The organism is Bacillus sp. RC240, assembly GCF_044907945.1.
Lineage (GTDB): Bacteria > Bacillota > Bacilli > Bacillales > Bacillaceae_G > Bacillus_A > Bacillus_A mycoides.
Genome location: NZ_JBIYCT010000004.1, coordinates 306,076 through 319,043, shown reverse-complemented (window position 1 = coordinate 319,043; position 12,968 = coordinate 306,076). Strand labels below are relative to the sequence as shown.

Here is a 12,968-nt window from a genome sequence, read left to right as displayed (position 1 = left end):
TTTCTATCACTTATTATCTTTAATCGGTTCATCATTATTTACATCAAGTACATCTAATAAAAAGATAAAGATTGGAATCCCAATAATAAGCCCCCATATTCCGAGGAAATGCTCTGAAAAGATAAGAATCATAAATGTATAAAAAACAGGTAAATTCGTTTTTGCAGACATAAATTTTGGATTTAATAAATAACTTTCAAGAGCGTGGATTACTGTAATGAACACTAGTATGTAAACAACATACACAACCCCGCCGACGTTATAGGCAATGATACAAAGTGGAAACAATGAAATGATAACACCAGCAACTGGAATCAAACCGAGTAGAAAGACCATGACAGCCAATACAAGAAGCTGTGGAAATCCTAAAATGACAAGTGCAATTACAGTGAGCACACAATTTACAACCGCAATTAAAAACTGTGCTTCAATCACTTTTCCGAACGATCTTGCAAACCTTTCACCGAAATATGCAATCTCCCCATAAAAAATTTTCAGCTTACTATCTTTAAATTTCGAAGTAAATGCTATAATGCGTTCTTTTTCTAATAAGAAAAATAAGCTTAAAATAAGAGAAAGTAGTATTTGTAAACTGACTTTTCCTATGTTTGCTATCGATTGATAAATGACATCTACACCTTGTTCGATATATTTCGATACTTCCATTCCATTAATTGTCGAAAGTGCATATTTAATTATCTCGTTATCAGGTGGGTTTTGAAAAAACAATTTAAATTGATAAATTAATTGTGAAATTTGTATCGTTAGTACAGGCAAATATTTATATAGTGTAGTTACAATAAACGTCACTAACACAATATATAAACCAGCAATAACCACTTTCCTATTTACTTTCAATTTTTTTGAAATAAACTTTTGAAATCGATCCATCAAAAACGTGAGAATAAACGTAATTAATATTAAATTAATCATACTTTTTAATCCATACAATACAAGCACTAATATTATTAAAACGAGAAACCGTTGAAACCCTCTGCTTCGAAAGAAATTTTTCACTTCATTCATTAAGAATTAACCTCCCCCTTCAATGGATGGAAATTGGATATATTACATTTTATGAACTTCTATAGACAATCTTTCTTACTAATTGGAAAGAATCCTTTTTTTCTTTTTTATTGTCGGATTTTTTTATCTAATACTTTTCTAAAAACTACTTTATCAACTCTATATTTTAGGAGATCGTCTATTTTTAGATTGCTGTTCATACGCATATCCAATATTAAAAAGTTCTTTTTCACCAAACTGTTTCCCAACAAACACTACACCTACCGGCTGACCATCAGAATCATATCCTGCCGGCACTGCTAATTCTGGATAACCAGCCACAGCTGATAGAAGAACTTCATCGTTATTAATCATCACAAGAGCATCCAAACCTTTTTCTACTAAATACCTATCTAGCTCTTTTCTTGCATTTTCTTGACTCGTTTGAACTATTTTTTCAAACTCATCTTTCGTTATAGCAGATTTCTCAGAACCCTCAATTAATGTTTGTCCATACTTTATTCGTCGTTTACTATCCTTTTTATTAAACGCTATAATCTCTTCTAACGATTTTACTGGCACATTTTTTTGCCGTGAAAGATAATCGTTAACATTATGCTTGAACTCATATTCTAATGTTTGCAGATTATCTACACCCTCGCTGTTTAACTGAACATCATCAGTCAATATTGCACCTGCATCTTCAAGGTCCTTTCTAATCTTTTTCGCTACTGCTTTTCTAATTTCATCTTGTTGTTCTATAGAAAAAAGAATCCCTATCTTTTTCCCTTTTAATCCATCTATCGATAACTCCTTCGTATAATCCATTCTATCTCTATCTTTCATTTTTTCTATCATAGCATCTTTTCCATCATAACCTACCATTGAATTAAATAGCGTTGCTGCATCTTTGACCGTTCTTGCCATTGGCCCTGCTGTATCAAGTGTTTCAGCTAACGGGATAATTCCTGTTCTGCTAACCATACCTAAAGACGGACGTAACCCAACTACTGATTGTTGCGTTGCCGGTGCTACTATGGATCCCGTCGTTTCCGTCCCGATTGCAAGCGGTGCAAAATCAGCTGCAACCACTGTAGCAGATCCTGAACTCGATCCTGATGTATCAAATGTAATCGGGCCATATGGATTTAAATTTTGTCCTTTCTTCCCACTATATCCACTTGGCATTGTAAAAGATAAATAATTCGCCCACTCAGACATATTTGCTTTTCCTAAAACAAACGCCCCTTCTTCTTTCAACTTCTTCACAATCATCGCATCTTCATCTGCAATCCAATCTTTTAATACATAAGTTCCAGCACTTGTCGGCATAACATTCGCTGTTTGTACATTATCTTTTACGATGACAGGAATGCCGTATAAGTTCGATTTCTTATTTAAAAATCTCTCTTTATCTAACTGTCGTGCTTCCTCCATTGCATTAGGATTAATCTCTGTAACAGCATTTAATGATATTCCATTTTGATCATGTTCTTGTATTCTAAAAAGATAAATACTCGTTAATTCTTCATATGATAATTTCCCATCATCAACCATTTTTTGAAGCTCATCCACAGTCGCATTTACAACTTCTTTTTCTTTTATCTTTATATTATCTATGTCGATCCCTTTAAGCTGATTATGTATCGGTTTTAACACTCTGTCTTTATCATATACAATACGCTCAGGTTCCTTTGGAAAATAATTTTTATACACGTAATATCCTCCGGCACACACCAATAGAACAATACCTCCAGCGATAGACAACGTTATCTTTACCCATTTTTTCATGTTGCTTCCTCCACTCTAAAAGTTGCTCATTTATATAAAAAAGAGAGTTACCTTTTACTTAACTCTCTCCAATCAAAATGCTAAATGAAAAAATGAAAGATTTCAATCTAATTACTTTTTTTTTGCATTTGCTTTGCTAACAATTCCTTCACCTGATTATATGTTAACCCTGAATTTTTATTTAAACGTTTCACTTCATCAACATCAGTACCGACAACTGTATATTTTTTCTCATCATTCATGTTCCCACTTCCTTTCTCACCAGATTATTTCTTATATTTCTTCCCTAAATACACATAAATTAACACCAATACGAATAGGGAAGCTGGACTAAATTAAATAGACGAGACAGATGATATAGTATTCAATAACTAAAAGGAGTTCTGTTGCGTAAGAGGAATAGATAAAAATATGTCGAATTTATATACTTATTGAATTTAAGGACATGGAGGATGCATTTTGAAAACATATGAGTTTAAACATAACATTCCAACATTGGAAGAGTACAAATATTTGTGTGATTCTGTTGGATGGACTAATTATATGAATTTTGAAGTAGCGGATACTTCACTGAAGCATTCTATTCACTGCATCACGGTCAAAGATAATGAAAAAATTGTGGGCATGGGGAGAATTGTTGGTGATGGATCTATCTATTTCTATATTCAAGATATAGTGGTTCATCCGGATTATCAGAAACATGGTATTGGGAAAGAAATAATGCATCTTTTGGTTGCATACTTAAATGAGACTGCCCCTGATAAGGCGTTTGTCGGTTTATTTGCATCACAAGGTAAAGAATCGTTCTATGAAAAATTTGATTTTAAAAATTACTCACCAAACATGACGGGGATGTTTACTGTCATTTCAAAAACATGATAGATTTTTAATTGTAGGGAAAACTTCGATTCATATGAAAGAAATTATTCTTGCAGTAACCTTTTCCACAATCGCATTTAAACATTACATACGAAAGGAGAGTACATATATAGCTATATATGTACTCTCCTTTCATTTATTTAACTCTTTATATATTAAATTTCTTAATAAAATTTCACTACATCTTCAGTAGGTAAGAATGTTCTTTCCCCTGGTTGTTCATTTGGCTCACCAAATGGCATTTGTCCTACTAAACTCCACTCCGCTGGAATATTCCATGTTTCTTTCACTTCAGCATCTACGATTGGATTGTAATGTTGTAATGATGCGCCAATTCCTTCAGCTGATAATAACATCCATACAGTATGTTGTAACATTGCATTACCTTGATGAGACCAGAATGGGAATTGATCTTTATATAACGGTGCATTTTCTTGCATTTTTTCTACAGTTGCTTGATCTTCAAAGAATAGAACTGTTCCTACACCTGCATGGAAGCCTTTTAGTCTTTCTACTGTTGCTTCAAAATTTTCTGCTGGCACGCGTGATCTAAGTGTTTCTTTTACGATATCCCAAAACTTTTCATGCTCTCCATCCATTAATACGACCATACGGCCACTTTGCATATTGAAAGAAGTTGGTGCGTGTAAAGCTGTTTTTAATACTTCTTCAATTCTTTCTTTTGTAATTGTAGCGTTTTTTGTTACTTTACGAATTGAACGACGGTTCACGATTGCTTCTTTTAAGTTTGTTGTAGTTGCTGACATTTTAATTCCTCCAAATATATGTTTTATTATTTTTATTTAAACAAATCAATTTGAGTCTTTCATGCAAGACGAATTAGCAATATCCATCCGCCTTACATTGCATACCTTCAAATGAATTTGTTTTATCCTTTTCGATTTCTTTATCAATTACTCTTTCTAGCGTTTCTTTACTAGCAAGTCCTTGAATGACTTCATCTCCAATCATTACAGTTGGTACCGCCATAATATTCGCTTCATCATATGCATGTTGAATCGCTTCTTGATGTTTTTCTTTATATTTACGAGTTACTAAAGCATCTTTAAATTCTGCTTCAGGAAGCCCTACTTCTACCGCTAATTTCGTTAATACATCAATATCTTCAATGTTTTGCTCTTCTTGGAAAAACGCAGTAAATACTCGGTGATGATACTCATTTCCAAGTCCACGCTCTTTCGCAAATTGGCACCCTTCAAAAGCTAAATGTGTATATGGATGCGGAGAAACACGTGGCAGACGCATTTCAACCCCTAATTTTTTTGCAGTAGGAAGAATGAAAGAATCCCATGAACCTAACTTATCTGGCTCGTTCCAAGGATCTATTTTAGAATATGGACTTGGACGCAATTCAAATGGCATCCATTCGATTTCTACATCTTTCTCTTTCGCTACTTCATCTAATGGACCTTTTGCTAAAAAGCAAAACGGGCATATAAAATCTGAGTATACTTTCATTTTCACAGTCATATTATTTGCACCTTACCTTCTTTTTATTTTCAGATGTAACCGAAACGGTTACAATTTTGAGAAAAAAATATGCATTCCCTTTGAGAGACTTGCAATTATCATATTATGCATTCATTTTTTGTTGTAAAGATTCAAATAACTGCCCCATCGTAATATTTCTCAACACTTCTTCCATCGCAGATTGCGCCTGAACTAAAATAACCTCTAAAACAGCTTGAATATTCGCCCCAATTGGACAGTCTGGATTCGGTTTTTCATGAATGTGAAATAGTTTGTCTTCTTCCACTACATTCACTGCATGATACACATCTAATAATGTGATTTCATGTAAATCCTTTAATAATCCCGCGCCACCCGGACCGCGTTTGACGTATACAAACTCAGCTTGTTTCAAGTAAGACGTTATTTTTCGAATTACTACCGGATTTGTATTTACACTTTCGGCCATATAGTCCGAAGTACAAACTGAAGATGGATTGTTTTTCAAAATAGATAAAATATGAACAGCTATAGAAAAGCGGCTACTAATTTTCATTGTGATTACCACCTCGATGTAATCATTATAGTTACAATTAGAGTATAAGTCAATCCTTTTTACAAATTTTTTAAAGCAAATAAAAAAGTGCCCCATTACAATATATGAGACACCTCTTCTTATTCTGCAAACAAGTCTTGAAATTCTTCAATAAATAGCTGCACAGCGATTGAAGAATCCTTTAATGAAGGAACAGCTAAAGCAATTTCTCTCCATACTTGTGGTTCCAATTCTCTCGTTTGTATATTCTTTGGTAAACTCGTTAAAGATAACTCAGCCAAAATTGCGATTCCTAATCCTTCTTGAATCATATTTAAAGCTGTTGTAACTGTGGAAATTATATATTCAGCCCGAAGTGGTACGTTCGCTTGTTTAAACATATCGATAATGGGTGGTTCGTACCCACCCTTACATAATATGATCGGTTCATTCTCTAAATCACCTATTGTAATAGAATCGTTCTTACAAAGAGGATGATCCTCTCTTAAGACAACAACCATTTTCCCCTTCGTTAAGGGCACGATCTCCATATCTTTATTAGGCAAGATAACAATTCCTATATCAACAACCCTCGATACTAACCAATCTTCAACTTCTTTAATCGTGCCTTCACAAAGAACGACTTCTAAGTTCGGATACTTCTCCTTAAAAAGATTTATCATTTTGGGTAAGAAATGTGCAGAAGCACTCGGAAAACTCCCAATTCGAATCGTCCCAACTTCGTGCCCTTTCTCCATCGCTACTTCTTGTTCAATCTTCTCAACGCCGTTTAAGATTTCTCTAATATGTACAAGAATTCTATTTCCAACATCCGTAACGATTAGCCCTTTTCGTTTATCGCGTATAAGAATGGTAACTCCTAACTCTGACTCAATACTTGAAATCGCATGACTTACAGCTGGCTGTGTCATATTTAACATCCCAGCAGCCTTCGTAAAACTCCCTAATTCAACCGTTTTAATTAAAACTTGAAGTTGTGTAATGGTCATAACTAATCACTTATACTCCTTATAAAAAAGATTCATTTTATTTATCATAGTCGATATCATATCATAGTGAAATGGAATACAACAAGGAGGGATTACAGTGACACAGCTTTCTCGAACTAAGACGGCCATAATCCTTACATTTCTCGTTATTATGTGGGGAATTAATTGGCCGTTATCAAAATTCGCTCTGCATTACACACCACCCGTACTCTTTGCAGGGATTAGAACATTAATAGGAGGATTTATCTTACTTACTTTCGCATTACCGAGATACAAACAATTAAATTTAAAGGAAACTTGGCATTTATACTTTATTTCATCTTTACTCAATATTATTTTGTTTTACGGACTACAAACTGTCGGACTTCAGTATATGCCCGCCGGACTCTTCTCCGCAATCGTATTTCTCCAACCTGTCTTACTCGGCATTTTCTCATGGATTTGGCTTGAAGAATCTATGTACGGCTTGAAAATTTTCGGACTTATTCTTGGATTTATTGGTGTTGGGGTTATTAGCTCTAGTAGTTTAACTGGACATATTTCTATTATCGGTGTACTACTTGCTTTAGGGTGCGCTATCGGCTGGGCACTCGGCACAGTATTTATTAAGAAAACTGGACACCGCGTTAATGCCATTTGGATGGTAACACTTCAGCTTATTATTGGCGGACTTTGCTTAATCGGATTTGGTTCAGAATTTGAGAGCTGGTCTAGCATCGCTTGGAGTATACCATTTGTAAGTGTACTACTATTCATCTCGTTCTTTGTTATTGCAATGGGATGGCTCGCTTACTTTACACTTGTAGGAGCTGGTGAGGCAAGTAAAGTTGGGGCTTATACGTTCCTTATCCCACTGATTGCTATTATTGTAAGCTCTATTTTCTTACATGAGGCCATTACAATTAGCTTATTCATCGGACTTTTATTTATTGTGGTGAGTATTTGTTTTGTAAATATAAAGCCGAAAACACTTGCTGTAAGGCAGCAAGTTGAAGTGAAATAAATAGATATGAGAAAGAGTCTACCACTTGTAGGCTCTTTCTTTTTTACCATTTTATGAGTACAGTCACTTAACATCTTAGCAAAAGGAAAATTTTTCTTTTTTATTGTATGATGGTAATAAAGTAGAAAATATTATCTCTAATACATATGGATGGACTAACAATTCTAATCATAAGGGGGAATTATATGGTTTTACAGTATAAAGAATTTGGAGATTCAAGCTCTCCACTTATGGTTTTTATTCATGGGGGCGGAGTCAGTGGATGGATGTGGGACAAACAAATTAAACATTTCACTAACTTTCACTGCCTTGTTCCTGATTTACCCGAGCAAGGGGAAAATAGTAGTAAGGATCATTTTTCAATACACTTTAGTGCTGAAAAAATCATTGAATTAGTTGAAGAAAAAGGACAAGGCAAAACTGTTATAGTAATCGGTTTTTCGTTAGGTGCTCAAGTATTAATTACAATGCTCAGCATGAAACCAAACTTAATTCAATACGCTATGATAAATAGCGCATTAGTTAAACCAATTCCTTTCGCTAAAACATTAATAAGATCCCTTGGCGTAACCTATCCACTTATAAAGAGTAAGACGTTTTCCAAAATACAAGCAAAATCAATGTACATAGATGAAACACAATTTGATAACTATTATCATGAAAGTTGTCAAATAAGTAAAAATACATTTGTGAGGATATTAGAAGAAAATATGTCGTTTACAATACCAAAAGGTTTCGAGAATGCTAGTAGCAATATATTAGTAACTGTTGGAGAAAACGAAAAAAGAATCATGAAAGACTCGATGACTGCAATCCTTGAAAGCAATCCTACTTGCACAGGTATTATCATTCCTAAAATCGGTCATGGAATCCCTTTAGCAAATCCCAAACTATTTAATAATTTAATTGAAAACTGGCTTAAGCATGATAACCTACCAGAAGAAGTAATGACAGTCAATTGAGTTCCTTATCTTAATAAACCATGTTGTATTTGTAGCTCTAATCCCCCTCGAAGCTGCTTAATCTCAAAATTTTATTAACAAAGGTCTCATTACTTTCAATGAGACCTTTCAATGTTCCCTACTTTTTACGACGTACTACAAAAACACACGTACCTATGGAAGATACAATCGCTAAAACTGATAAGACAATTGCTATTGTTTGCATATTACTTGTACCTTCATTTTTTTCCACACTAGATACTTCACCATGTTCTCCTGTTAATGATGTACCTTTTGCAATCGTAGTAAGTGAATGGGGCTTCTCAGCTTTCTCATCGCCTGTCCATTCAACAATTTCTCCATCTTTATATTGTTGATATGCATTCCAAGCTATTTGTTGCTCTTTATCTGGATTTTTAGCAACGAAAGTAAATCGTTGGAACTGACCAGGTAAAATCCCATCCCCTGTTGCTTCCCATATTACAGTTTTAACTTTTCCAGCTGCATCTTTTTGTTCTTCCACTTTCCACCCTGGCACTGGCTCGTACTGTTGAAACTCGACTCCAGACGGTATTTTCAGTGTGACTTTTGTTGTTGCCATATTCTTTTCAACAGGTACCTTTATCGTATAAGTCTCCCAAGAGCTAACGTCAGAAGTTGCTGGTTTCACAGTTACGTGAGCACTAACAGGTAACGAAAAAATCCCCATTGCAATTATTGTTGCGATCATTGTTGTTCCTAATTTTTTTATACGTTTCATTTTCTATAAACTCCTTTTCATTTATAACGTCTTTTTTATCTGCCACCTACAATAAATTTATAATCCGTATCGAAACTATCAAGAGATTTTGTTAATCCGTGAACTTGTATATTCCAGTTTCCTGTCATGTTAATATACATACCTTCCGCTTCATATTCTCCCGGTGACACTGCCGAAACTTTAAATGAACCTTTGCCCATGTTCATATCTAAAGATTGAGTCGTCAATACAATTTGTTCCATATCAGTAACAGGCTGTCCATTCTCATCCTGCAAAGTAATATGAAATGTATTCTGTCCTACCTTATTAGGACTTACATGTAAAGTAAGTTCATATCCATTATCTAATTGTTTACTCTCTGTAAAAGGTCCCGTAGGAGGCATCGGCGGCGTTTGTACATTTGTCATAAACGCTACGATTACAAAAACGATAATTCCAATGATAAACTCTACTTTCACCGTAGCTCCTAACCTTTGCTGCGCTCGCATTCTCCCTTTCACATAATGAATAATTCCCAATATCCCCATACACACGAATAAAAGTATTTTTGCTAATAAGGCCAATCCATACTTCGTATCAAATAGGGAATGGATCGTGGGAATAAAAAATGTACTGTTAAAAAGACCCGTTAATAAAATCACAATGACAGCACCTGTTGCCCATGGCGAAAAACGCTTAATCGCATCCCAATACATAGTCCACTTGTCATCCTCTTTACGTAACAGAAGAACAATCGATGATAGCCCCCCCATCCATAACGAAGCTGCGAATAAATGCAGAAAGTCCATAACGACAGCAATTTCTTTAAACTTTAATCCATATGCATGACTATTGAAGGCTTTCATAACAAGTAAACCAATAAACAATAGTATTGGAATGCTCCATACTTTAAACGACGAAAGCTTCTCACGCTTCACTGCAAAATATGTAACAATCATAAGCGTACTAATAAGAGCCATTTGAGTGATCCATACATAACCAAAAACAGATAGCTGTAATGTTTCTTTTAATAATATAGGATCAAATGCTTCTAACCATGAAACATCAGCATTTATTTTCGCCTGCAATGGTAGATTGAATAGTAAACTAATAAATATCCCAAATAATGATATCCATATTATTTTCTTACTCCTCGACTGAACTTGACTTGCACTTCCTTTATAAAGGATAAGGTTAAATAATAGAACACCGATAAATAGAGAAAAACTTGTATATAAAATTCCGCGTTCCATAATCATATCGATTTTGGGAACATAGCCCATCTCTTCTACTTTTATATCATCTGTTCCCGCTTCTGCTGATCCAATACGGAATGGAATAACTCCTTGAATTGGATGTCCATCAGCTGAAATAGCCTTCCACTGAATAGAGTAAAGACCATTTTTGAGATTCTCTTTTAACCCAGCTTCTAATATTTTTTTGTTTTTCTTATCAATATGTGCATCTTTTAAATCTACTCTTTTACCTGAGGTATCTCTTACGAACAATGTATTAAAACTTGAAACTTGTATGTCCTCATCGAATTCAATTTTCACAACAGATGGTGCTTTCTTTAACGTTTCATTTTCAGCAGGATTTGATTTCACAACATACGCATGAGCGGATGCGCTTTTTGGTATCAATATGATCAACACGCACGCAATTAATAGCCATGCCCCTAACCTTCGTATTACTTTCACAATCATTTCACTTCTTTCTTTTTCGTCACTACACTTTCATTACTTTTTACTTCCCAAGTTTTATTTCTTGATAAAATATTAACCTGATTAAGTATAAGGATTTATTTAGTATCACTCTCTATTTATTCCTCACCTCTACGCTTCTAATATAATAGTAGCTACCTTCATAGATATTACTAATATTTTTAAAGTTAATTATCATTATAGCATAAAATATATTTATGTAAGTTCCCTAAGAAGAAAAGTTATCGTGAATCATTTGTGAAGAAAATGTGAAATACATAAAGTGAAACTTTAATCAATGGGACTTTTACGGGCATTCGATCTCCCACCTAACTCCCTCGCATTCTCCGACTTTTGAAGCGGGAATCTTATTGCCAACAAATAGCGGGATAAATAAAAAAGGTATTACGTTATTACGCAACACCCTTTCTCCATAATACACTTCCTTTACTTCTCTTCCGGATAATCACAATAATTAATGATCGTGCCCTCTGTATCCGCTAGGTTAAGATAAATTAATCTTCTACCATGCTTATTCATTCGAAGTGTATGCTCTTCCATTCAAATACCTTGTTCTTTAAATATGTTGTGTTTCAACACATTCTTTCCCTATTTTTAAATTTCATTTTCTTTTTTAGGGTTCATTTCAATTATTTTTAACAGCTGTTGTACCCTTTTATCATATGTATGTTCGATTAGCGTTCTCTTCAGCCCTTCCATCGCAATTTTCTTTCTTTGTGCCGGGTTCGATAAATATCTTTCAGCTTTCTCTATAAAATCAACCGCTGAGGTAAATGTCTCAATTTGTACCCCTGGAATATAACACTTTTCTAAATCTGAACGAATATCCGTCATTTGAAAAGAACCTGTACTAGCTATTTCGAATGTACGATTATTAATAGAACAAGCATTTACTTTTACTCTATTTCTATTAAATGTTAAATCCTCTATCGAGCGATGTATATTCATGTTAATTTTACTTTTTTTGTAATATCCTATACTGTTTTCGTAAACCAAAAATGGTAAAAGTAAAATTTTATCTTTCAATAACTCATAACTTTTTAGTCTATCCCAATTACAACCTATAATTAGAGTGTTTTTAGTCACTAAGTACTCTGCAATTGAATCAATAAATGCGAGCCGATTATCAAAAGCAGTCCCTATGAAACTAATATCAAATATGTATTCCTCTTCCCTAAGTATCGGCGTATATACAGGAGGTTCTGCTGCTAAAGGCAAATAATATACATTATCACAACCTAAATCTTTATAAAAATCAATACATCCTGTATCTTGCGTAAACACATAATCATAATCAAGCACTAAGTTTTTCGTCACATCTGTAAAGTAAGGGTCATCTGTAAGCCAGAGTGCAGTTTTAAAGTTGTATTGTTTTAAATCTTGAATTCCCTTAATTATCCCTTCTTCAAAACCATGAAATACAATAATGAGTGCCGGTTTTATCTTTAAAGCCGTTTTCACCAAGTTTTCGTATGTTACCATCGTTACATTACGAATTGCCTTTTTCAAACTATTATATATAGATTCCTCTAGCGCCGGAAAATAGACAGGAACACTAGATGTAACAAATAATACGTTAAAATTTTCAGCACTATTTGAAATCTCCACAGATAACCACTCTCCAATACATGAAATTCACAATTTATATTATATGTATTGCATAAAATATATAGTTGGTTATAAAGCACTCTTTTTCTTTCATATATTACTGTGCAAAATGAGGATTGCTTACCCTATAGTCGGCTCCATTTGCTCGCAAATACTAAAAAAAATCATGCCCACTCCTACAGGATAGTGGATAGCTTCTCATAATATATATTCAACATTCCGAAATACTTTCGTCGAAATATTGAAAAGTATACAAATAAAAA

At 34.1% G+C, this 12,968-nt stretch carries 13 protein-coding genes and 1 pseudogene; 3 read left to right on the top strand and 11 right to left on the bottom strand.

Annotation, left to right across the window (positions count from 1 at the left end):
* Positions 1-6: 6 nt before the first annotated feature.
* The 3 genes from ABH955_RS16700 to ABH955_RS16690 form a co-directional block, all read right to left on the bottom strand.
* Positions 7-1,026: an AI-2E family transporter gene (locus ABH955_RS16700; protein WP_002012308.1), complete on the bottom strand. Its 1,020-nt coding sequence runs from the start codon at positions 1,024-1,026 to the stop codon at positions 7-9.
* A gap of 159 nt (positions 1,027-1,185) precedes the next feature.
* Entirely contained in the window at positions 1,186-2,796 is a 1,611-nt protein-coding gene (locus tag ABH955_RS16695; RefSeq protein WP_002141334.1) for an amidase family protein, read from the bottom strand.
* A gap of 107 nt (positions 2,797-2,903) precedes the next feature.
* The gene (locus ABH955_RS16690) at positions 2,904-3,038 is read right to left on the bottom strand and encodes a hypothetical protein (protein WP_002012306.1); all 135 of its coding nucleotides are present in this window, start codon (positions 3,036-3,038) and stop codon (positions 2,904-2,906) included.
* A 217-nt stretch (positions 3,039-3,255) separates the two neighbouring features.
* Here ABH955_RS16690 and ABH955_RS16685 point away from each other — a divergent pair, with 217 nt between their 5' ends.
* Entirely contained in the window at positions 3,256-3,675 is a 420-nt protein-coding gene (locus tag ABH955_RS16685) for a GNAT family N-acetyltransferase (RefSeq protein ID WP_078178803.1), read from the top strand.
* Between the two features lie 164 nt (positions 3,676-3,839).
* On the opposite strand, the gene ABH955_RS16680 is transcribed toward ABH955_RS16685, so the two are convergent.
* The 4 genes from ABH955_RS16680 to ABH955_RS16665 form a co-directional block, all read right to left on the bottom strand.
* Positions 3,840-4,442, bottom strand: coding sequence for a nitroreductase family protein (locus ABH955_RS16680; RefSeq protein WP_002012304.1), 603 nt, complete (start codon positions 4,440-4,442; stop codon positions 3,840-3,842).
* Between the two features lie 73 nt (positions 4,443-4,515).
* Positions 4,516-5,166, bottom strand: coding sequence for a DsbA family oxidoreductase (locus ABH955_RS16675; RefSeq protein ID WP_002012302.1), 651 nt, complete (start codon positions 5,164-5,166; stop codon positions 4,516-4,518).
* 103 nt (positions 5,167-5,269) lie between these two features.
* Positions 5,270-5,701 (bottom strand): Rrf2 family transcriptional regulator, encoded by a 432-nt coding sequence (locus ABH955_RS16670; protein WP_002012300.1) that lies wholly within the window; start codon positions 5,699-5,701, stop codon positions 5,270-5,272.
* A 119-nt stretch (positions 5,702-5,820) separates the two neighbouring features.
* On the bottom strand, positions 5,821-6,690 hold the full coding sequence (locus tag ABH955_RS16665) for a LysR family transcriptional regulator (RefSeq protein ID WP_002012297.1): 870 nt from the start codon (positions 6,688-6,690) through the stop codon (positions 5,821-5,823).
* A gap of 97 nt (positions 6,691-6,787) precedes the next feature.
* Between ABH955_RS16665 and ABH955_RS16660 the strand changes: the two genes are divergently transcribed.
* Complete coding sequence (locus ABH955_RS16660; protein WP_404491380.1) at positions 6,788-7,693, top strand: DMT family transporter; 906 nt, start codon at positions 6,788-6,790, stop codon at positions 7,691-7,693.
* 185 nt (positions 7,694-7,878) lie between these two features.
* Positions 7,879-8,655 carry an alpha/beta fold hydrolase gene (locus ABH955_RS16655; RefSeq protein ID WP_404456386.1) on the top strand — a complete coding sequence of 259 codons (777 nt, stop codon included), beginning with the start codon at positions 7,879-7,881 and terminating at the stop codon, positions 8,653-8,655.
* A 118-nt stretch (positions 8,656-8,773) separates the two neighbouring features.
* Here ABH955_RS16655 and ABH955_RS16650 read toward each other — a convergent pair whose 3' ends face one another.
* From ABH955_RS16650 to ABH955_RS16635, 4 genes and pseudogenes are all read right to left on the bottom strand, one after another.
* A complete protein-coding gene (locus tag ABH955_RS16650; RefSeq protein WP_404449485.1) occupies positions 8,774-9,394 on the bottom strand; it encodes a YcnI family copper-binding membrane protein in 621 nt (206 codons plus the stop codon).
* Positions 9,395-9,429: 35 nt separating this feature from the next.
* On the bottom strand, positions 9,430-11,079 hold the full coding sequence (locus tag ABH955_RS16645; protein WP_088005182.1) for a copper resistance CopC/CopD family protein: 1,650 nt from the start codon (positions 11,077-11,079) through the stop codon (positions 9,430-9,432).
* Positions 11,080-11,523: 444 nt separating this feature from the next.
* Positions 11,524-11,631, bottom strand: a pseudogene (locus tag ABH955_RS16640) (glyoxalase); the annotation flags it as partial.
* Positions 11,632-11,691: 60 nt separating this feature from the next.
* Positions 11,692-12,705 (bottom strand): CgeB family protein, encoded by a 1,014-nt coding sequence (locus ABH955_RS16635; protein WP_002012286.1) that lies wholly within the window; start codon positions 12,703-12,705, stop codon positions 11,692-11,694.
* Between the last annotated feature and the right edge of the window lie 263 nt (positions 12,706-12,968).

Excerpts from the sequence above, each read along its gene's own strand:
- ABH955_RS16700 (WP_002012308.1), bottom strand. The coding sequence starts at position 1,026 with ATGAATGAAGTGAAAAATTTCTTTCGAAGCAGAGGGTTTCAACGGTTT.
- ABH955_RS16675 (WP_002012302.1), bottom strand. The coding sequence starts at position 5,166 with ATGACTGTGAAAATGAAAGTATACTCAGATTTTATATGCCCGTTTTGC.
- ABH955_RS16670 (WP_002012300.1), bottom strand. The coding sequence starts at position 5,701 with ATGAAAATTAGTAGCCGCTTTTCTATAGCTGTTCATATTTTATCTATT.
- ABH955_RS16680 (WP_002012304.1), bottom strand. The coding sequence starts at position 4,442 with ATGTCAGCAACTACAACAAACTTAAAAGAAGCAATCGTGAACCGTCGT.
- ABH955_RS16655 (WP_404456386.1), top strand. The coding sequence starts at position 7,879 with ATGGTTTTACAGTATAAAGAATTTGGAGATTCAAGCTCTCCACTTATG.
- ABH955_RS16650 (WP_404449485.1), bottom strand. The coding sequence starts at position 9,394 with ATGAAACGTATAAAAAAATTAGGAACAACAATGATCGCAACAATAATT.
- ABH955_RS16665 (WP_002012297.1), bottom strand. The coding sequence starts at position 6,690 with ATGACCATTACACAACTTCAAGTTTTAATTAAAACGGTTGAATTAGGG.
- ABH955_RS16645 (WP_088005182.1), bottom strand. The coding sequence starts at position 11,079 with ATGATTGTGAAAGTAATACGAAGGTTAGGGGCATGGCTATTAATTGCG.
- ABH955_RS16695 (WP_002141334.1), bottom strand. The coding sequence starts at position 2,796 with ATGAAAAAATGGGTAAAGATAACGTTGTCTATCGCTGGAGGTATTGTT.
- ABH955_RS16690 (WP_002012306.1), bottom strand. The coding sequence starts at position 3,038 with ATGAATGATGAGAAAAAATATACAGTTGTCGGTACTGATGTTGATGAA.